The organism is Paenibacillus sp. Y916 (assembly GCF_056786435.1).
Genome location: NZ_JBXCJA010000005.1, coordinates 131,188 through 151,875, shown reverse-complemented (window position 1 = coordinate 151,875; position 20,688 = coordinate 131,188). Strand labels below are relative to the sequence as shown.

Annotated in this window: 16 protein-coding genes and 1 riboswitch; of the genes, 12 read left to right on the top strand and 4 right to left on the bottom strand. The window is 42.2% G+C overall.

Features of this window, described 5'->3' with window-relative positions; all coding sequences use genetic code 11:
• Window positions 1–88: 88 nt before the first annotated feature.
• A riboswitch (TPP riboswitch) is annotated at window positions 89–200 on the bottom strand.
• Between the two features lie 146 nt (window positions 201–346).
• Window positions 347–766, top strand: a complete 420-nt coding sequence (locus tag AC1TO9_RS13405) for a pyridoxamine 5'-phosphate oxidase family protein (RefSeq protein WP_482059405.1) — start codon at window positions 347–349, stop codon at window positions 764–766.
• A 56-nt stretch (window positions 767–822) separates the two neighbouring features.
• Here AC1TO9_RS13405 and AC1TO9_RS13400 read toward each other — a convergent pair whose 3' ends face one another.
• The 3 genes from AC1TO9_RS13400 to AC1TO9_RS13390 all read right to left on the bottom strand — a co-directional run bounded on the left by AC1TO9_RS13400 (window position 823) and on the right by AC1TO9_RS13390 (window position 5,027).
• Complete coding sequence (locus AC1TO9_RS13400) at window positions 823–3,126, bottom strand: glycoside hydrolase family 65 protein (protein WP_482059404.1); 2,304 nt, start codon at window positions 3,124–3,126, stop codon at window positions 823–825.
• Window positions 3,127–3,167: 41 nt separating this feature from the next.
• A complete protein-coding gene (gene pgmB / locus AC1TO9_RS13395) occupies window positions 3,168–3,830 on the bottom strand; it encodes a beta-phosphoglucomutase (RefSeq protein WP_482059403.1) in 663 nt (220 codons plus the stop codon).
• Between the two features lie 156 nt (window positions 3,831–3,986).
• Window positions 3,987–5,027, bottom strand: a complete 1,041-nt coding sequence (locus AC1TO9_RS13390) for a LacI family DNA-binding transcriptional regulator (protein WP_482059402.1) — start codon at window positions 5,025–5,027, stop codon at window positions 3,987–3,989.
• A gap of 196 nt (window positions 5,028–5,223) precedes the next feature.
• Between AC1TO9_RS13390 and AC1TO9_RS13385 the strand changes: the two genes are divergently transcribed.
• The 5 genes from AC1TO9_RS13385 (at window position 5,224) to AC1TO9_RS13365 (ending at window position 11,176) form a co-directional block, all read left to right on the top strand.
• A complete protein-coding gene (locus AC1TO9_RS13385) occupies window positions 5,224–6,939 on the top strand; it encodes an alpha-amylase family glycosyl hydrolase (RefSeq protein ID WP_482059401.1) in 1,716 nt (571 codons plus the stop codon).
• A 302-nt stretch (window positions 6,940–7,241) separates the two neighbouring features.
• Complete coding sequence (locus AC1TO9_RS13380; protein WP_482059400.1) at window positions 7,242–8,561, top strand: sugar ABC transporter substrate-binding protein; 1,320 nt, start codon at window positions 7,242–7,244, stop codon at window positions 8,559–8,561.
• A gap of 96 nt (window positions 8,562–8,657) precedes the next feature.
• A complete protein-coding gene (locus AC1TO9_RS13375) occupies window positions 8,658–9,959 on the top strand; it encodes a carbohydrate ABC transporter permease (RefSeq protein WP_482059399.1) in 1,302 nt (433 codons plus the stop codon).
• Window positions 9,956–10,801, top strand: coding sequence for a sugar ABC transporter permease (locus tag AC1TO9_RS13370; protein WP_482055991.1), 846 nt, complete (start codon window positions 9,956–9,958; stop codon window positions 10,799–10,801). The genes AC1TO9_RS13375 and AC1TO9_RS13370 overlap by 4 nt, the downstream gene beginning before the upstream one ends.
• Before the next feature lie 117 nt (window positions 10,802–10,918).
• Window positions 10,919–11,176 carry a hypothetical protein gene (locus AC1TO9_RS13365; protein ID WP_482059398.1) on the top strand — a complete coding sequence of 86 codons (258 nt, stop codon included), beginning with the start codon at window positions 10,919–10,921 and terminating at the stop codon, window positions 11,174–11,176.
• Window positions 11,177–11,281: 105 nt separating this feature from the next.
• Here AC1TO9_RS13365 and AC1TO9_RS13360 read toward each other — a convergent pair whose 3' ends face one another.
• Entirely contained in the window at window positions 11,282–13,030 is a 1,749-nt protein-coding gene (locus tag AC1TO9_RS13360; protein ID WP_482059397.1) for an alpha-glycosidase, read from the bottom strand.
• A 360-nt stretch (window positions 13,031–13,390) separates the two neighbouring features.
• Here AC1TO9_RS13360 and AC1TO9_RS13355 point away from each other — a divergent pair, with 360 nt between their 5' ends.
• The 6 genes from AC1TO9_RS13355 (at window position 13,391) to AC1TO9_RS13330 (ending at window position 20,629) form a co-directional block, all read left to right on the top strand.
• Window positions 13,391–14,866, top strand: coding sequence for a PTS mannitol transporter subunit IIBC (locus AC1TO9_RS13355; RefSeq protein ID WP_482059396.1), 1,476 nt, complete (start codon window positions 13,391–13,393; stop codon window positions 14,864–14,866).
• 84 nt (window positions 14,867–14,950) lie between these two features.
• Window positions 14,951–17,023 carry a BglG family transcription antiterminator gene (locus tag AC1TO9_RS13350; RefSeq protein WP_482059395.1) on the top strand — a complete coding sequence of 691 codons (2,073 nt, stop codon included), beginning with the start codon at window positions 14,951–14,953 and terminating at the stop codon, window positions 17,021–17,023.
• 6 nt (window positions 17,024–17,029) lie between these two features.
• Complete coding sequence (locus AC1TO9_RS13345) at window positions 17,030–17,470, top strand: PTS mannitol transporter subunit IIA (protein WP_482055996.1); 441 nt, start codon at window positions 17,030–17,032, stop codon at window positions 17,468–17,470.
• Entirely contained in the window at window positions 17,467–18,621 is a 1,155-nt protein-coding gene (locus tag AC1TO9_RS13340; protein ID WP_482059394.1) for a mannitol-1-phosphate 5-dehydrogenase, read from the top strand. The genes AC1TO9_RS13345 and AC1TO9_RS13340 overlap by 4 nt, the downstream gene beginning before the upstream one ends.
• A gap of 26 nt (window positions 18,622–18,647) precedes the next feature.
• Window positions 18,648–20,366 (top strand): phosphoenolpyruvate--protein phosphotransferase, encoded by a 1,719-nt coding sequence (gene ptsP / locus AC1TO9_RS13335; protein ID WP_482059393.1) that lies wholly within the window; start codon window positions 18,648–18,650, stop codon window positions 20,364–20,366.
• Window positions 20,366–20,629, top strand: a complete 264-nt coding sequence (locus tag AC1TO9_RS13330; RefSeq protein ID WP_482055999.1) for an HPr family phosphocarrier protein — start codon at window positions 20,366–20,368, stop codon at window positions 20,627–20,629. Before ptsP ends, AC1TO9_RS13330 begins: the two co-directional genes overlap by 1 nt.
• The last annotated feature ends 59 nt before the right edge of the window (window positions 20,630–20,688 follow it).

Genomic DNA, 20,688 nt, shown 5'->3' with positions numbered 1-20,688 from the left:
TCTATTGGACTGGTTGTTCCATGTCCTATTCGTATACAAAAAAGCGCCCCGTAATCGGGACGCATGTAGGCGCAAGATAGATATGGATATAATCATATCAGATACGTTCCTACGCTGGCATTATCCAGATCAGGTATAAGGGTCAGTGTCTAGTGGGACACAATCTCAGCCGGCCAATTCCAGCACCCCTGTACTTATGAAGTTAAGGCATTCTACGTCATTATAATCGACTATGCTGGGGGTGTCCAGCTAGGAATTGTTCAAATCTTGATTCGTATTTTAATAGGTGGGTACAATAAATCATATGGTTTAAGTACATTCAACAAGAGGAAGGGGAATACCATTCATGATGGACAACAAGATAATAGAGCAGGATATAACGAAGATCTTAGACAACAATAGGATTTGTTCTCTGGCAACTATTGAAGGCAATAAGCCAAAGCAGAGATATATGATGTTGTATAATGAAGGATTGAGCATTCATTTGGTAAGCGATCGGAGAACGCATAAGGTAGAGGAGTTGAAGAATAATCCAAACGTATCTTTGCTGATAGGGTATGAAATCGGAGGGACTAAAGAGGTAGTTGAGATGGAAGGAACCTGTTCGATTAGCACAGATGATAGTTTGAAGCGAAAATGTTGGAATGATGATTTAAAGGAATGGTTTGACGGACCAAGTGACCCTAATTATGTCATTCTTGATATCCAACTCGCAAATATTCTGTATACGGATAAGGATGGAAAGCAAAGAAAGTGGATTGCCTGAAGTAGTAAAAGACCCCCACATCCGGGCTGCGGATTGTGGAGGTCTCTTCATATATATTATAGATCGACTTGGATATGACTCAATCCATTGACGGTGTAATCCTTACCGTAAACATTCACACTAGCAGGAACTTCCGTCTCATTCGTAACGGTCACATCATGCTCGCTAACGGTTACTTTTAGGAGCGAATGACGGAACATGACTTTGAACGAGAATGACTTCCAATGTCCAGGGTTGAATGGGTTTAAGTGTAGAACACCATTCCGTACACGCAATCCTCCAAATCCATGAACAACAGACATCCAAGTACCAGCCATGCTCGTCGTATGACAACCATCTTCGGTATCATTGTTATAATTGTCGAGATCTAAGCGAGAGGTGCGAAGATACATCTCGTAAGCTTTCTCTTTATATCCCAGTTCGCAAGCAAGAATCGAATGCACACAAGGAGATAAGGAAGACTCATGCACGGTAAGAGGCTCGTAGAAATCGAAGTTACGTTTAACTGTATCTAAATCGAATTGGTCTCTTAGAGTGAATATTCCTTGCAATACGTCAGCTTGCTTAATGTAAACAGAACGTAGGATACGATCCCAAGACCATTGCTGATTCAATGGCAAGTTAGACGGATCTAATTCGCTAACTGGTGTAAGGTCTTTATCCAAGAATCCATCCTGCTGTAAGAAAACTTGGCGTTCTTCATCATATGGATAGTACATTTTAGCAATAATATCGTTCCACTTGGTTGTTTCATCTTCAGTTAATTGTAACTTAGTTATAACTTCTTCATAAACGGTCGGATCATTCTTGTGCAGGTCATTCAGCACTTCCGACGTGTATTTCAACGTCCATACTGCGATACTATTCGTATACCAGTTATTATTGACATTGTTCTCGTATTCATTAGGTCCAGTAACACCTAACATCATATATTGGTCTTTGGCAGGAACATAATTGACACGTTCTTCCCAGAATCGCGAAATTTCAGCAAGAACTTCAAGACCATATTGGCCAAGATAAGCAGTATCCCCTGTATAATTGACATAGTTGTAAATAGCATAAGCTATAGCGCCATTACGGTGGATTTCTTCAAAAGTAATTTCCCATTCGTTATGGCACTCTTCTCCATTCATAGTTACCATAGGATATAAGGCACCTTTGCTGAAGCCGAGTTTCTTGGCATTTTCTTTCGCTTTTTCTAAGTGCTTGTAACGATAGACCAACAGATTCCGAGCAATGGATTCGTCAGCTGTACTTAGATAGAAGGGGAGACAGTAAGCTTCGGTATCCCAATAAGTACTTCCGCCGTATTTCTCACCTGTGAACCCTTTAGGCCCGATATTGAGTCGATCATCTTCTCCGTTATAAGTCTGATTAAGTTGGAAAATATTGAATCGAATCGCCTGTTGTGCTGCAACATCACCCTCAATAACGATGTCACTCTCACTCCATTTTTCAGCCCAAGCAGTAATATGCTCTTCAAGTAGAACTTGGAATCCCGCCCCCATGGCAGATTGAAGAACGTTCCGCGCTACGCTAAGTAATTGATCCTGATCATGATCGCGGGAAGTGACATTCGCTACATATTTATATAGGACAATCTGTTCTTTCTCCTGGACATCCAGTTTAAAAGAATGAGCAACATATTTTTCTTTATCGATTGTTTCCGGTGTGATCGTAACAGGAGTACCATTCTTGAGTACTGTATATGCCATGACAGAGGTAACGTGGAAATCAAGCTTCTTTGTTTTGATCGTTAGTGTTGCATCTGCTGTTGTCACTTCTTTGGACACTTCTAACCAGAACTTCTCATCGTAGTTAGAGTCTTTGTTAGACACGTCACCATCAAGATACGGTGTTAAAGAAATAGAACCACTGAAATTCAAAGGTGTCACGGCATATCGGATGGCTCCGATCTCTCGACGAGCAATGCTGGTGAATCGAATCGCCGCAATCTGCACTTCTTTACCATCTGGAAGTTCAGCGATGAAGCTTCTTGAGAGTGTGCCTTCCTTCATATTGAGTTCGCGTACGAAATCCTTCACTTTGCATACAGCTAGGTCAAGGGCTACTCCATCTATGAGGACATCAATACCAATCCAATTCGTACAATTTAATACCTTTGCAAAGTATTCAGGATAGCCATTCTTCCACCATCCAACACGTGTTTTATCAGGATAGTATACGCCGGCCATATAGCTGCCTTGAAGGGAGGAGCCACTATATTTCTCTTCGAAATTAGCTCGTTGTCCCATGTAACCGTTCCCAATACTGAATATACTTTCTGATATTTCATGATTCTGTGGGTCGAAACCTTCTTCAATAATGCTCCATGGGTCTAATTGTAAATATTGCTTCATGCGAATCGTCTCCTTCAAAATATGATGGTAAATAGAAATATTTATAATCGTTGTAATTTCTCAACAGACATTTCTTCGAGAGAAGATACGACATATTCTGCTTGGGTGAGTGAGCCTACTGAGCCAATACCTATGCTACGCATTCCAGCACGTGAAGCCGCTTCAATACCTGCTTCGGCATCCTCAAATACAACACAATGCTCTGGGGCAATTTGTACGGCCTTTGCACCGAGTATGAATACTTCTGGATCAGGTTTAGCATTCGATGTGTGAGTGCCATCAATAATGGCATCGAAGTAAGGAACTAAATTAGCATTGTTCAATATCGTCATAGCATTTTTGCTCGCAGAACCTAAGGCAATTTTAATTCCATGTTGTTTCAATTCTTGAAGAAAGGCGAGAGATCCCGGTAAAATTTCCGAGTCATCCATCTTTGAAATATAGTCAACATACCAGTTGTTTTTCTTGTCAGCGAGTGTTAGCTTGGTCTCTTCATCGAGTTGAAGATTGCCTATTGCAAGTAAGATATCTAGCGAAGCCATACGGCTAACACCTTTTAGTCTTTCATTATCTTCCTCAGTAAATATAAAGCCCAACTCATCAGCGAGCCGTTTCCAAGCTAAAAAGTGGTATTTAGCTGTGTCAACAAGTACGCCGTCGAGGTCAAATAAACAGGCTTGAATGGGATGATTATTAGATTTCATAAGGTATTTCCCTCCATTGTGCAAACGTTTGTATTTATATTTAAAAATATAATGAAGCAAGAGTGTGCTTCACTATATTATGGTATCCGTGACGAACCAGTATTTAACAACTTCATAAGAACATTATAGCAGAAATCATGTTTTTGCATAGGTATGTTAATTATTTAATTCAGTGACAGATAACATAGAAGATTCTCGAACGACAAGGCGATGAGATATAATATGTCTTTTTTGAAAATCCTTCTCCCCGTCCTGTTGAATCGATTGAATCAAGGCTTGAGAAGCGGTGTAACCTAAATTATAAATACCGATATCGACGCTACTTATGGGTGGTGTAGAGAGTTCAGATATGGCAATATTATTAAAGCTGACGATGCTTAAATCATCAGGAACTTTGTATCCAAGTTCATGTAAGCCACGCAGTACACCGAAGGATACAAGGTCGTCAACCACAACTAAGGCTGTAGGCCGTTGCGGTAAATTCATGAAGAACGACATTGCTCGATAGCCACTTTCTTGCAGAAATTCCCCTTCAACAATCCAATCTTTCCGCATCTCAAGTCCGGCTTCTTCGAGAGCCCTTTGGTACCCCTTAAGTCGGTCCATGGATACGACATGATGGGGGGGGCCACTAACGAAACCGATTCGTTTATGACCGAAGGAAATCAAATGCTTGGTAGCATCATAGGCTGCCTGAATATTATCATTATCAACGGATAGTAGATCCGGATATTTATCGCTACGACCAATTAAGACAAAGGGATGATGATTACTGTGTAGAAATTCGACAACAGGATCATCTTTACGTGAATATAGCAAAATAGCTCCGTCGACTCTTTTCCCATTGATGAGTCGAGAAACAACTTCGATTTCTTCTTGCTCGCTTCCTCCCGAACTAAGTACAACATCGTATCCCGACCGATTCGCTTGTGTGACAATCCCCCGAACTAATTCCATGAAGAATGAATTGAGGAACAGTTCTTCAGCAGACTTCGGTAGAATAACACAAATACTATTCGTTGTTTTGGAAACAAGGCTTTGAGCCATAATATTGGGGTAATACCCCATTTCGTCAAGAATAATTTTTACTTTTCGAGAAGTTTCAAGGCTTATTCTAGGATGATTGGATAGTACTCGTGACACCGTGGAGGGAGATACGCCAGCCTTCCGCGCGACATCTTTAATTGTTACAGACATAATAACCTCCGATGATACCGTTTGCATGAATCATTAAATCATACAAACGAAATATTCTCTTTTACAATTGATATCTTAATCTAATGTCTTCGGCTTGTAAATAACAAACCTATCATAAACATATTGACTAATATGAATCCTCCGTTATTATATACCCATAAAGCGCATGAATGCGCAAATGAAGGGGGATGACATATTGACGAATGCGACATTAACTAGATACTACAAACGATTTACTTTTGGATTTATGGGGATATCTGTATTCAGTATGCTGTTAATGGGATGCAATGATGCAGATAATGTTACATTAACACAAATAGAACCGAATAACACAAACACCACCGTACCTGCTACCGAGGCACAACGAAATGAGATAGCTATTTCACAGAGGAAGGATCTGATTGATGAACAACCTTCAACAGTCTACTATGAAATTTTTGTGCGTTCTTTCTATGATTCGGATGGTGATGGTATAGGGGATTTACGGGGGGTTATCGAGAAGCTTGATTATCTGAATGATGGGGATCCCTCTACAACTGACGATTTGGGTGTAGGTGGGATTTGGCTCATGCCGATTCAACCTTCTCCAAGCTATCACGGATATGATGTAACCGATTATAGAACTGTGAATCCTGACTATGGAACAATAGAAGATCTGACAATATTGATTGATGAAGCTCATAAACGTGGCATTAAAGTTATTATGGATCTGGTTGTAAACCATACGAGTAAAGAACATCCGTGGTTTAAGGATTCAGTAGAAGGGGAGCAGAGTTCATATCGGGATTGGTATGTGTGGGCTGAGGATCAGAATAGAGATCGAAGTGGTATTAGTGCTGCATCAGGTGACAATCCTTGGTATGAGGCGAATGGGAATCATTATATGGGGATATTCTGGGATGGGATGCCTGATCTGAACTTCGACAATGTTTCTATACGAACAGAAATGAAGGAGATTGGTCAGTACTGGCTGAAGCTAGGAATGGATGGCTTTCGACTGGATGCAGCCAAGCATATTTTCGAAGATTTAGTGTCGGATAAAGACAAGGAAACAGAAGCCAAGAATATTGCTTGGTGGCAGGAGTTCCGAAGTAGTATGAATGAGATTAATCCGGAAGCCTATATTGTCGGTGAAGTATGGGAGAATTCAGTGGCTTCAGTGGCACCTTATTTGGATAAGGCATTTGATTCTGGCTTTAATTTCAGTCTAGCAGAATCTATTATGAATAGTGTCAAAAGTGAACGTGATAATAGCTTAGCATTTACACTAGAACGGACGCATAAACTGTTTAACACGAAATCGGAAGGGAAATTTGTTGATGCTATATTCTTAACGAATCATGATCAGAACCGGGTGATGAGTCAGCTTGACGGCAATGTAGATCATGCGAGAATGGTGGCCTCGATTTTGTTAACATTACCAGGGAATCCCTTTATATATTATGGTGAAGAGATCGGTATGTTAGGTGCGAAGCCAGATGAGCAAATTCGTGAACCTATGATCTGGTATGAAGGTGGAGTGCAAGGCAATGGACAGACGACCTGGGAAGAGCTGATCTATAATACTGGTGATAATTCAGCCAGTGTTGAATTACAAACGAAGGATGAGAATTCATTACTGGCCCATTATCGTAAATTGGTAACATGGAGAAATGAAATCGGAGAACTTCATAATGGGGATATCCATTATTATGATACGGGTAATAAGCAAATATTATCCTATATTCGGAGAACTCAATCTAACCAAGTGCTAATTATGCATAATGTATCAGGTAAAGAGCAGCAAATAAATATAGCTTGGGATCAAGCAGATTATTTATTTACTGAAATCATAAAAAAAGACAGTAATGGCACGGGTCTTGACAGCGATATACTGGTAATAGCTCCTTATTCTACGGTGATAATCAAGTAATGCCTAAAGATATAGAGTAATCATGCGATATATACAGATATAGAGTTATAACAATACCTATATGGACGTTTTCGGCTGAAATAGGTATATGCAAACGTTTTTACAAAACAAATTCTATTGTGTATGATGAACCTATAAATAAAGCGCTTACCTCAAATGAATGAGACGAACAATCACACATTTAGGGATTTGAGCGCTTCATTTTTACTCGTTTGTGAAATCGTTTGCACACCATGATAAACATACATAAGTTAAAAGCAGAAGTTAAAAGAATAACCAATTAGAGAGGGGATTAAATTTGTATGAAAATGAATAAATTATTGACGTTATTAGCAACTGTTACTTTGGCTTTCTCTATTACTGCTTGTGGGCCCAACAATGCAGCGCCGAATAACGCGGAGCCTGCACCAGCACCAACCAATACAGTGACGGACACACCTGCACCAGAAGAAGTGGTTGTTGAAGAGGGACTTCAAGCAGAGGATGGCGCTACGTTGATTGTATGGGAGAGCAGAGAAGAAAGAGCCTTTACAGATGAAATTGCCAAGAGATTTACAGAGAAATATGGTGTCCCTGTTAAAGTCGAAGAAGTGGCAGCAGTAGATCAAGTTACGAAGTTGACTCAAGATGGTCCTTCTGGATTAGCAGGAGATGTTGTTATGTTCCCGCATGATAACTTGGGAAGAGCAGCAGAAGCGGGTCTATTGTTAACTAATGAGTTATTAGCTGAAGATACAATAGCTAACAATACACCAGCATCAATTCAAGGTGTAACTTTCGATGGTGAATTGTATGGTTACCCAAGAGCAGCTGAGACATATGCTCTCTTCTATAACAAAGAATTATTGCCAGAAGCTCCGAAATCATTCGATGAAGTGATCGAGTTCAGTAAAACATTCACCGATAAATCAAAGAACAGATTCGGGATTATGTGGGAAACGGGCAATTTGTACTTCAACTATCCGTTTATTGCTAGCGGAGGCGGATACGTATATGGAGATAATGGTACGAATAAAGATGACATTGGAGTCAATTCGGAAGGTGCAATTGTAGGATTGCAGACATATGTAAAATTAAAAGAAGCACTCCCTATTAAGAGTGGGGATATATCGCCAGATATCAAACGTAGTTTATTCAACGAAGGTGATGTAGCAATGGATATTACGGGCCCTTGGGAACTTGCAGGTTATAAAGAAGCGCTAGGAGATAAGCTTGGAATTGCACCGATTCCAACGATTGATGGTAAACCTGCCATCTCATTTTCTGGAATTAAAGCATTCTATATAAACTCTTTCACTGAGTATCCCAATGCTGCGCAATTGTTCGCTCAATTCGCATCGAATGAAGAAGCACAACTTCTTCTAAACGAATTAGTTGGTTCTATACCGACTAACAATGCAGCGTTGGCATCTGATCAAATCCAGAGTGATCCGTTTGTTGCAGGCTTCGCTCAACAAGTTATCAACTCTCAGCCAATGCCTACTATTCCTGAAATGGGGAATGTATGGAGTCCTGTAAATGCTGCTCTTCCAGAAATTTGGGATAATGACAAAGATCCAAAAGAAGCAATGGATAAGGCAGCTCAACAAATTAAAGACTTAAATGGTGGTACAACGGAGTAATAGTAAAATGGACTAATAGTAGGATACTAAATTGAAGATACCCGTCACATCATGTGGCGGGTAAATCCTCATTTTTCTAGGGAGAGGAGAGGGCTTGTGGACAGATATCGCAACAAAGCCACAATACTGTCGCTTATAAGCATGGGGCTGGGACAAATATATAACCGTCAGTTTATAAAAGGTTTTATATTTCTGCTAATTGAGGCCTATGCGATTATTTATTTCAATAGTAATTTGGCTAGAGCTTTGTGGGGCGTTGTATCACTTGGAGATACGCCAAGAATGAAGGTCGATGGGAAGTGGGTTGCAGGAGACCATTCGATCTTTATTCTAATCCAAAGTTTAATAACGATATTAATTTTAATTATTTTTATTATTATTTATGTCATGAATGTCAGAGATGCGCGTAAAACAGCGGAGCTAAGAGAACAGGGGAAAGAAGCGAACAGTTTCAAGCAATCCATTCGGTATGTTTTGGATTATAAATTCGCTCAAGCCTTTTTGACTTTACCGGCAATGGGTATTTTATTTTTTACAGTTATGCCTATCATCTTTATGATTATGCTAGCATTTACGAATTACTCTGCTCCGAACCATATTCCGCCAGCTAAGCTCGTCGATTGGGTTGGATTTGATACATTTAGAGATTTAGTTTCACTCAAAACGTGGAGCCACACATTCTATGGAGTCCTGACTTGGACCCTTATTTGGGCAGTACTATCAACGGTAACTACTTATTTTGGCGGTCTACTAGTAGCTCTACTTATTAACCAAAAAGGTATTAAATTCAAAGGATTGTGGAGAACGATTCTAATTATTCCTTATGCCATTCCGCAGCTCATCTCGCTACTTGTTATGAGGAATATGTTCAATGGTCAATTCGGTCCTGTTAATCAGTACCTCCAATATTTTGGCTTAAGTGGACTTCCATGGTTAACAGATCCGTTCTGGGCGAAGGTGACGGTTATCGTGGTTAATATGTGGGTTGGGATTCCAGTCTCGATGATATTGATTATGGGTGTCTTAACGACAATTCCACGCGATATGTATGAAGCGGCCGAAGTGGATGGAGCAACGAACTATCAGAAATTCCGAATCGTTACGATGCCGATGATACTTTTCTCAACAGCACCAATACTCATTACGCAATTTGCTGGAAATATCAATAACTTTAATGCGATTTTCCTACTAACAAGTGGAAATCCAGTCGTGGGCGATTACCAATATGCTGGAGCGACCGACCTACTCGTGACTTGGTTGTACAAGTTAACGTTAGATCAGAATAAATATAATATGGCTTCTGCTGTAGGGATCATTATTTTCCTAATCATCGCCTCGTTCTCCATTTATAATTACCGCCGAACGAAGTCATTCAAAGAGGAGGATATGATCCAATGAGTGGACGGAAAGCAAAGAATAGTTTGCGTTTGGTGCTAAGTTATATTGTTCTTGTTATGTTAGCGATCACTGCCGTATATCCTGCATTGTGGGTCGTTCTCGGTTCGTTTCGACCGGGGAAATCACTGTACAGTAAGACGTTGATTCCTAGTAGCTTTACTTTGGATCATTATAGAGAATTATTCACATCGAAAAGTTACTTGTTTGGTAATTGGTACATGAATACATTGAAGATATCGATTCTTTCGATGTTAATCGGTATTTTTCTCACACTGCTAACTAGCTATGCTGTATCACGTTTTCGTTTCCGTGGACGGAAGACGGCACTCTCTACCGTTTTGGTTCTGGGGATGTTCCCAGGATTTATGAGCATGATCGCTATTTATTTGCTTCTTAAAGAATTCAACATGCTTGATACACATCTCGCCTTAATTGTTGTGTATGCAGCGGGTGCCCCTCTAGGAGGAACCTTTATTGCCAAAGGATTCTTGGATACGATCCCACGCTCATTGGATGAAGCGGCGAGGATAGATGGAGCGAGTAATTTCAGAATTTTCACACGAATCATTCTGCCACTTTCTAGACCAATGCTCACTTATATGGGGCTAACGCAATTCGTTGGTCCATGGGTCGACTTTATCTTTGCGAAGATGATATTGCGATCTAAGGAGAAATGGACAGTAGCTGTCGGACTATATGAAATGGTGAGCTCCAACACGAATACCAACTTTACCCTGTTCGCAGCAGGAGCAGTACTGATTGCCGTTCCGATTACGATTCTATTTATGTTCCTGCAAAGGCTTCTTGTGGAAGGTTTAACATCTGGAGCGAGTAAGGGATAACGGTAGTTAGGCAAGTGATGAATGTTGAAACATAGTTGATTAGAACTTTAACAAGGTACAGTTCTCGTGAGGATAGAGGCTGTACCTTTTTGAAATGATGAAAGGAGGCTGCCGACTTTGAAATGGATACATAGAATACATCCAAGAACAATCGGGATGAAATTATTCATGTTATTGTTTACTGGTATTGTCGTATTATCTGCGTCCATCACTTCTATAAGTGCCGTAGTCCAAGAGACAAGTGCATCGACGGAGGAGGTTGCTTCAATGTCCAATGAGCAATATATTGTAAGCGAGAAGTTAGTAGGTTTATCGAAGCGGCTTGAAGAAATGTCTGAGAAGTTCAATCAAACATTAGTTAAATTTATAACTTAAGATGAATTCGTAAATTCTGAATGAACGCGATGTTAATAGCTAAAGAGGGTATTCCATGGCCGGATGATAGGCTGGTGGAATACCCCTTTTATTATTTTCAAGTGTCTATTTACGCACAGCTTTTAATATCAAACATTCGTAAGGAAGCAATTCTATGTTCAGTGAACCATTATTGACACTATGCGATTGAGCTGAGCGGATATCCTCGAATTGGGACTCCTCTAAAGCGATTTTAGTGGATTGATGTTGGCTACTATTATTCATAATAATGACGAATTTCTCATTCTCATCCTCACGTGCATAAGCAATGATTGCACTATCTGCAGCAGAAGATAGGAATGTAAATGAACCTGTACGAAGTGCACGATGATTCAAACGAATCGTTATCAATTGTTGGTAGAATTTGAATAGATCCTGATCCTGTTTAGCAGGATCCCACTCCATGCATTTCCGACATTCAGGATCATGCCCACCGGTTAGACCTATTTCATCACCGTAGTAAATACAAGGTGTGCCTGTAAAGGTGAATAAGAATGTGACAGCGAGCTTCATTGTGCGCTTATCACCCTTACAGAGTGTTATTAGACGCGCTGTATCATGGCTATCAAGCAAGTTAAAAGCGACCTCATTTGCTTGACGAGGATGATGAGCTAGCTGTTTGCCGATGGCATGTGAGAATCCTTCTGCATCCGTGGAACCTTCTACGAAGAAATCAAGGATCGCATTGGTGGAAGGATAATTCATGACCGCATCAAATTGATCACCTTGTAGCCAATTTGAGGAATCATGCCATATTTCACCTAGTATATAAGCATCGGGTTTCGCTTTCTTAACGGCTTGGCGGAATTCTCTCCAGAATTGATGATCTACCTCATTGGCGACATCAAGCCGCCAACCGTCAATACCAACCTCTGTAATCCAATATTCTGCCACATGGAGTAGATAGGCTTTGACTTCAGGATTCTCGGTATTAAGCTTAGGCATCAAAGGCTCGAAGGCAAAGGTATCGTATGTTGGAATGCCATTCTCTACTGTGATCGGGAATTTGGACACATGGAACCAATCACGGTAGCGGGACTGTTCCCCATTCTTCTGAACATCGACAAATGGTGCGAATGTTCTGCCAGAATGATTAAATACAGCATCCATGACGACACGTATTCCACGTTCATGACAGATAGATACTAGCTTCTTCAGCAAGTCAATATCACCGAATTGAGGATCAAGCTGTAAATAATCTTCGGTATCGTATTTATGGTTCGTAGTTGCTATAAATAATGGTGTGAAATAGAGTGCATTGATTCCTAAGTTGCTCAGATAATCAATGTGATCAATAACGCCTTGTAAATCTCCACCGAAGAAATTATCAGGTCTTGGTGTTCCGCCCCATGGGAGTGTTCCTACAGGGTTGATGCTAGGATCGCCATTTGCAAATCTTTCCGGAAATATCTGATAGAACACCGCATCCTTGACCCACTCAGGTGTTGTAAATACATCGATTAAATTGATATATGGAAATTCAAAGAGACGATTCGGATCCGCAGGAGGCTCATCCAAGAAAGTGTACTCCGTCATCCATAATTTCTGATCGCCTTCTTGCAATAAGAATCCATATTTTAAGCGGCGGTACGGCGGTATAACTTCACACTCCCAATAATCAAACATTTCGTCAGACGACAAAATGGTCATAGGGATGTAGACCATTGTCTGATCCCATGCATATTTGTCACCGGCCATAGCATGAACAGCATCAACGTCATTTCGTTTGGTGCGAATTCTAATATGTATGGTGCGCTCATCGTAAGCGTAGCACCAGTTTTGTTTCGGACGATGGTAAATAGCTTCTAATAACATGATAATCTCCTCTCATAACTACCAAAAAAGGGCACAACACAAGACTAAAATATAGCCGAGGTTGTACCCAATTATTAAGGTAGCATTGCCTATTAATTTTATTGTAATACATGGAGCATTAGCAATCAGATAATTCGAATATACCATAAAGCTGTTGGACTGTATATTGCTATCCATAGGAAAAGATTGAAACTATATTAACCTTCTTAAATTATGTCAACAATATGACTGACAAAACGAAGTTATCCTTTTGTTGTTCTAAAGCAATGTACGACCTACCATAGACATATACTGAATTGAATGGGTGAGCTAGGCTGATTCGGTAAAAGAAAATGATTATATATTTAGGAGGAACCGAATATGGGAGAAGTTAAGGACAAAGCTTCAACTGGGAGCATTCGAGTCGGAGTTCAAAAGTTCGGTCGATTCCTGAGCGGGATGGTTATGCCGAATATTGGCGCGTTCATTGCTTGGGGACTCATTACAGCGATGTTTATACCTACGGGATGGTTTCCAAATGCATACTTAGCAAACCTGGTTGATCCAAGTATTAAATATTTACTTCCGCTGCTGATCGGTTATACGGGCGGTACGATGATACACAAACAACGCGGTGGAGTCATCGGCGCCTTGATGACGCTAGGGGTTATCGTCGGAACAGACATTCCAATGTTCTTGGGAGCGATGATTTGTGGTCCACTGGCTGCATGGATACTGAAGCGATTTGATAACGCGGTTGAAGGGAAAATTAAGTCAGGCTTCGAAATGCTTGTTAACAATTTCTCGCTCGGTATTATCGGTGGAGCTCTGACCTTGGCTTCTTTCTCCGGCGTTGGTCCTATTATTGAGGTGTTGACCAAAGGGCTGACCGCTGGTGTGGAAGTTTTGGTTAACCAAAACTTAATCCCTTTGGTGAATATCCTTATTGAACCGGCCAAAATTTTGTTCCTAAACAATGCGATTAACCATGGTGTGCTCAGTCCGATTGCGTTAGATGAAGCTGCCAGAACCGGGAGATCCATTTTATTCATGTTGGAATCTAATCCAGGTCCGGGCCTTGGTATTCTGCTCGCTTATATGATTGTGGGGCGGGGTTCCGTGAGACAATCGGCTCCTGGAGCGGCGATTATCCACTTCTTCGGTGGTATTCATGAAATCTACTTTCCGTATATCTTAATGAACCCTCGTCTGATTCTAGCTGCAATAGCAGGTGGGGTCACAGGGACCTTTACGTTCATGCTATTTGGGGCCGGTCTTGTCTCACCACCATCTCCTGGCAGTATCATCGCTTACATTATCATGGCGCCTAAAGGTGGTATTCTGCAGGCGCTAAGCGGTGTCGTGACAGCAACGATTGCCTCGTTTGTTGTCGCTGCTCTACTGCTCAGAACGTCTAAAAAGGATGGTTCAGATACTGATGATCTAGAACAGGCAACTTCGAAATTGAAAGATATGAAGGCCGCTGGGGCACCTGCAGCAGCAAGAGAAGCTGTTAAAGATACGGGGCTTCAGGAAGTGGTCGAATCTACCGAAGCTGACAACGAAGTGCTTAAACCGGTAGAGGATGTTCATAAGATCGTCTTTTCTTGCGACGCAGGTATGGGTTCAAGCGCAATGGGCGCTTCGATCTTGCGCAAAAAGATGAAAGCTGCGGGTTCGGAAATTACAGTCATCAACACAGCAATAAGTGAAATTCCGGATGATGCAGATATCGTTATCACACATAAGTCATTGACCGATCGGGCTAAAGTCAAGGCACCGAAGGCGGAGCATATCTCCATTGACAACTTTCTGAAAAGCCCTGAGTATGAAAAACTCGTGGAACGATTCAGCTGATAGTCAATCTCACCACAATAGGCTCTAGCGCTGGCGACTTATCGCCAGCGTTTGAGTCATTATGCTGTTATAAGGAGGTTGCGAATGAATGTTTCCAGTAGAACTCGTCAAATACTAGAACTATTACTTCGGAGCGACCGTGATCTTACAACATCAGAAATTGCGGCTGACATTCATGTCAGTTCAAGAACTGTACATCGCGAATTAGTAGCGGTTGAGGATGTATTGCGTTCGAGTGGGATTATGTTAGTGAGGAAATCAGGCATTGGCATCCGTCTGCAAGGTGAGACGGCGAGACTAGAGGAGCTACAGCGCACTGTCTCTACCTCGGAACATACCGACTTCTCCCCTGATGAAAGACAAATATATATACTGATTTTTCTTTTGGAGAACAATGAGCCAGTCAAGCTGTTTACGTTGGCTCACGAGTTGAAAGTGACTGTCCCTACTGTGGTTAGTGATCTTGATGAACTTGCCAGTTGGGTTAAGAAATTTGGTGTAACTCTGATTCGAAGAAGAGGATATGGTGTCGAACTATCAGCTAAGGAAGAGCCGCTACGGGAGACGATACGGCAGCTAATTAAGCTGAGACTTGACGACGCAGAGTTAATTAGCTTCCATGATGAGCGATCGAATCATTCACTTGACAGGGAATTATTGATGATTGCAGGAAAAAAAGAGATGGCGGATGTTGAGGGCATCTTATGGAATTGGGAGGGGCACTGGGCCGAACGCTTAAGCGAGAATACGTATACTGATTTGTTGATTCGGCTGTCCATTGCACTGCAGCGGATTCGCGCAGGTAAGACCGTTGATGCTCAATATGAAACGAAGCGGATAGAGAACCGCGTACCGCAGGACGAAACCGAGATACGCGTGCTGACGGAAATGCTGTCCAAACATATGGGTGCATCACTACCACCTGCTGAGATGTCCTATATATTAGGACTCTTGGAACGTGCACAGCGTGAAGGTATGATGCTTCTGCCTGGGGATGATTTGGCACTAGCGGAAACGGTACGTTCTCTTATCCGACATATACAGCAGGTGATGGGAGTAGACTTCAGTGAAGATCGTTCTCTTCGGGAAGGGTTATTTGATCATATGAAAGTAGCTATTCAGAGGTTGCATGATGGCCTGAATATACGCAATCCACTTCTGGATCAGATAATAAGGGATTATGCCAGATTGTTTGGGATCGTACGCGAATCAACGAATAGCGTACTTCCCGAACTGGATGTGCCAAATGAGGAAATAGGATTCCTTGTCATGCACTTCGGGGCGTCGCTTGAGCGACTCAAACAGCTGCAGCGAGAAGTACGCGCCATATTGGTATGTACTAGCGGCATAGGTTCTTCCAAGCTACTGCAGATTCGACTTCAGAAGGAGCTTCCACAGATATACATTGTTGATCGGGTGTCATGGTATGAGGCATCCAGAATTCCGGAGAAGACGTATGATCTGATTATCTCTACGATTGATTTACCGCTTGATTCTGGGCAATATATGAAGGTTAGCCCACTCCTCACGTCTGGGGAATCAGAACGATTGCGATCCTTTATAAGGGAACAGACGCTGGATAGTATTGGTGCTAGCGTATCCATTGGTAAGGAAAAGATGACTTCGCAGCCCGCATTCGTTCATCTGCAAAGTTTGAATAATACGTTAAATGAAATCGTGCGATTGACCGAACAATTCAAAGTCATTCAGATCCAAGAGGGAAGTTATGAACTGCGCGAGATACTAGAAGAGGCATGCCGATATGTGGAGGAGGAGGGCTTTATTATAAGCGCTTCTACTGTCACGAAACAATTGCTTGAACGTGAGCAAAGTGGAAGCCAAATGATTCCCGGCACTGCCCTTGCTCTGTTTCATACTCGGAGCCCTGAAGTGAAACAGTCATCTTTGTCGCTTTTTCGATTGGTTGGTTCGCTTCAGGTTGCGACGGTACCACCTTCGCAACTAAACCAGTTCTTGTTGATGCTTGCACCTCAGACGATGTCGCGAGAAAGCCTAGAAGTACTCAGCGAGATTAGCGCAATGCTACTTGATAGTGACATGATTGCACTGCTAGAAGCAGGTGAGGAAACAACGATTCGTAACTATTTGACAGGCCACTTAAAAATATTTTTCAATACAAAAATAGAAAGAGAGTGAAGATAAATGAATATACTTTCCCCGAATAAAGTGAAATTGAACGCAGTTGTTAACGATAAATACGAGGCGATTCGTATAGCTGGTGAACTGTTAGTGCAGGCTGGACACGTAGAGCTAAATTATATTGACAGTATGATTGAACGTGAAGACTCTCTTTCCACATATATGGGTGGTGGCCTTGCTATCCCGCACGGTACAAGCCAATCCAAGGGGTTCGTTAAATCCACAGGACTTTCTATTGTGCAGCTTCCTGAAGGTGTGGACTTCGGTGAGGGCGACATTGCGCATTTGGTCATCGGGATTGCGGCCATTGGGGATGATCACCTAGATATTCTGACCAACGTTGCAATGATTTGCTCAGATGATGAAAGTATTGAGCGGATTCTGAAAGCTTCAACTCCAGAAGAAATGATCGAAATTTTTGAAAAAGGAATGGAAGAAGAATGAAAGCCGTACATTTCGGAGCAGGTAACATTGGACGTGGTTTTATCGGATTACTACTTTCACAATCTGGTTATGAGGTCATTTTCTCTGATGTGAATCAGACGATCGTTGAAGAATTACAAAAGCGAGGTGAATATACAGTGACGCTGGCTGATGACGACAAAGAGCAACTGCATGTCGAAGGGGTAACCGCGATTGATGGGACGAATCTGGATGCAGTCGTTACGGCTGTTGCGGAAGCAGACTTGGTCACAACGGCCGTTGGTGTCAATATTCTAAAGCACATCGCTGCTGGGATTGCTCTTGGTATTGAGAAACGGATTGCCAATGGAGCAGGGAAATTGCATATCATTGCCTGTGAAAATACCATTGGTGGTAGCACTCAACTGAAGGAACATGTATATAGTCATCTAGATGAAGCATCTAAGTTGAAAGCTGCCGAATTTGTAGCGTTTCCAGATGCTGCTGTAGACCGAATCGTACCAATTCAGCATAATGCTGATCCGCTTGCGGTCATAGTTGAGCCATTCTATGAGTGGGTGGTCGATTCTTCTGCTATGTTTGAAGGCTATAAGCCAATTAAAGGTATCCACTACGTCGATAATCTTACTCCATTTATTGAACGCAAGTTGTTTACGGTCAATACAGGTCACTGTGCTGCGGCTTACATCGGCAACCTGAAAGGGTATGAGACGATCCAGCAAGCCATGGCTGATGACAGTGTTGTTGATGAAATAAAGGAAACATTGAGCGAGACAGGAGCTGTTCTTGTAGCTCAATATGGCTTTGACAAAGTAGAACATGGCAAATACATTGAAACCATTATTGGGCGTTTCCGTAATCCTCATCTAACCGATGAAGTGACACGGGTGGGCCGTTCACCGATCCGCAAGCTGTCACCGAATGACCGGCTTGTTAAGCCAGCTCTGCAAGCGCACGAAATGGGGATAGAGCCGAAACAGCTAGCTATGGTAATGGCTGCGGCTCTCCGCTTCGTTAATGAGGAAGACCCAGAATCGCTTATCCTTCAACAATCGATTAAGGATCAAGGTATCGGTCCAACAATCACAGAATACACATCCATTCCAGAAGGACATCCTGTGTATCGTCTCGTGATCGACAGTTACGATCAAATTTCTGCCCCGCGGGCATAACCAATGGATGGAGAGGAGTCAACATCATGACAAATATACTGACGGGTGTCGCTGCTTCCCCGGGAATTTCCATAGCTAAGGCATTCCGATATGCCAATACAGAACATATTCCGCAGAAGCAGACAATTACCAATGTTGAATCGGAAGCTGAACGTTTTCGCCAAGCTGTAAAGGAATCAATAAGCGAGATTGACGAAATCCGTAAGCTCACAGAACAAAGGTTGGGTGCACAAAAAGCTGAAATTTTTGAAGCCCATATGTTCTTGTTGGAAGACCCTGATCTTATTGATGCATCACTGGACAAAATGGCTGAAGATCAATTAAATGCCGAATATGCATTGTATGAAGTGACTACTGGAGTCGTTAAAATGCTCCGAGAAATGGATAATGCTCTACTCCGCGAGCGAGCGATCGACGTGAAGGATGTATCGGGAAGGGTAATGAGTCATCTGATCGGTAAGCCGTACGCTACGCTATCCGGTATTTCTGAGGAAACAATCATCATTACAGAAGACTTAACACCTTCGGATACGGCACAGCTTGATCTAAATTATGTGCGGGGCTTTGTAACGGAAGTGGGAAGCCGCACTTCGCATTCTGCCATTATGGCGCGTTCACTGGAAGTTCCGGCTGTTGTCGGTGTGGGTATAGCGGCAGCCTCCATTGCCAATGGTACAATGATTATTATCGATGCGACGGAAGGCAATGTTATTGTAGATCCCTCTGAGGAAGAGTTATTAGAATATCGTGAAAAGAAGCAACGTTATGAAGAACGCAGAGTACAGTTGAAACTTTTAGCTGAGCAGCCTTCTGTATCCAAGGATGGACAGCATCTTGAGCTAGCGGCTAACATCGGTAGCATTGAAGATTTGGCGAAGGTACTTGAGAATGGTGCCGATGGCGTTGGTCTATTCCGTACAGAATTTATATATATGGGACGAAGTTCGTTTCCGACTGAAGAAGAACAGTATCAAATATATAAGCATGTTCTTGAAAAAATGAATGGCAAACGTGTTGTCATCCGAACACTAGATATCGGCGGCGACAAAGAGCTTCCTTATCTGGAGTTGCCCAAGGAAAGCAATCCGTTTCTCGGTCTTCGCGCTTTGCGGTTATGTTTGGAGCGTCAGGATCTATTCCGTACCCAATTGCGTGCCCTGCTACGGGCCAGTACGGCAGGTAAGCTGAACATCATGTTCCCTATGATTGCAGTACTGAGCGAACTGCGTGAGGCGAAGCATATTCTGGAAGAGGAGCGAGTCAAGCTTCAACAGGAAGGAATTGCTGTATCCGACAATATTGAGGTGGGCATGATGATTGAGATTCCAGCTGCTGCGCTGAATGCTGATCATTTCGCCAAAGAAGTCGACTTCTTCAGTATTGGAACGAATGATCTAATCCAATACACGATGGCGGCGGATCGGATGAATAAATCCGTAGCTTATCTTTATCAGCCTTATCATCCTTCGATCCTGCGACTTGTAAATATGGTCATCAAAGCGGCCGAGAGAGCTGGCAAATGGACCGGTATGTGCGGTGAGATGGCGGGCGAACTAACGGCGATTCCGCTATTGCTCGGCATGGGACTGAATGAATTCAGTATGAGTGCTGGTTCTGTTCTGTCTGCACGTGAGTTGATCGGTCAATTGTCCAAGAGTGAGTGGGCGGATCTCGCAGAAGAAGCACTAGTTATGGGAACGCAGGAAGAAGTTAAACAATTCGTAGAACAAAGGAGACATTTATAATGCTATCACAAACGTATACTATCATTCATCCATCTGGGTTCCATGCTCGTCCAACTAAAATGTTCGTTCAAGCTGCGACTCAGTTTCCATGCAAGGTAAGCTTGATCAAAGGCATAAAGAAGGTCAACGGAAAGAGCTCACTTAGTATGTTGGCGTTGGGTTTGGCAAAAGGTGATGATGTAACACTAGAAGTCGATGGTGAGCGCGAGGAAGAAGCGCTTCAGGAACTCGGTGGCCTGCTGACGAAGATTTACGAGGAATAAGGTGAATAGATTTATTGCAATATATCGTGTTATGAAAAGCAACGATTAACCCGAGAATA

What these genes read in the sequence shown, in the direction of transcription:
- AC1TO9_RS13370 (WP_482055991.1), top strand. Translation starts at nt 9,956, where the DNA reads ATGAGTGGACGGAAAGCAAAGAATAGTTTGCGTTTGGTGCTAAGTTAT.
- AC1TO9_RS13355 (WP_482059396.1), top strand. Translation starts at nt 13,391, where the DNA reads ATGGGAGAAGTTAAGGACAAAGCTTCAACTGGGAGCATTCGAGTCGGA.
- AC1TO9_RS13405 (WP_482059405.1), top strand. Translation starts at nt 347, where the DNA reads ATGATGGACAACAAGATAATAGAGCAGGATATAACGAAGATCTTAGAC.
- AC1TO9_RS13350 (WP_482059395.1), top strand. Translation starts at nt 14,951, where the DNA reads ATGAATGTTTCCAGTAGAACTCGTCAAATACTAGAACTATTACTTCGG.
- ptsP (WP_482059393.1), top strand. Translation starts at nt 18,648, where the DNA reads ATGACAAATATACTGACGGGTGTCGCTGCTTCCCCGGGAATTTCCATA.
- pgmB (WP_482059403.1), bottom strand. Translation starts at nt 3,830, where the DNA reads ATGAAATCTAATAATCATCCCATTCAAGCCTGTTTATTTGACCTCGAC.
- AC1TO9_RS13345 (WP_482055996.1), top strand. Translation starts at nt 17,030, where the DNA reads ATGAATATACTTTCCCCGAATAAAGTGAAATTGAACGCAGTTGTTAAC.
- AC1TO9_RS13360 (WP_482059397.1), bottom strand. Translation starts at nt 13,030, where the DNA reads ATGTTATTAGAAGCTATTTACCATCGTCCGAAACAAAACTGGTGCTAC.
- AC1TO9_RS13400 (WP_482059404.1), bottom strand. Translation starts at nt 3,126, where the DNA reads ATGAAGCAATATTTACAATTAGACCCATGGAGCATTATTGAAGAAGGT.
- AC1TO9_RS13330 (WP_482055999.1), top strand. Translation starts at nt 20,366, where the DNA reads ATGCTATCACAAACGTATACTATCATTCATCCATCTGGGTTCCATGCT.
- AC1TO9_RS13390 (WP_482059402.1), bottom strand. Translation starts at nt 5,027, where the DNA reads ATGTCTGTAACAATTAAAGATGTCGCGCGGAAGGCTGGCGTATCTCCC.
- AC1TO9_RS13340 (WP_482059394.1), top strand. Translation starts at nt 17,467, where the DNA reads ATGAAAGCCGTACATTTCGGAGCAGGTAACATTGGACGTGGTTTTATC.
- AC1TO9_RS13380 (WP_482059400.1), top strand. Translation starts at nt 7,242, where the DNA reads ATGAAAATGAATAAATTATTGACGTTATTAGCAACTGTTACTTTGGCT.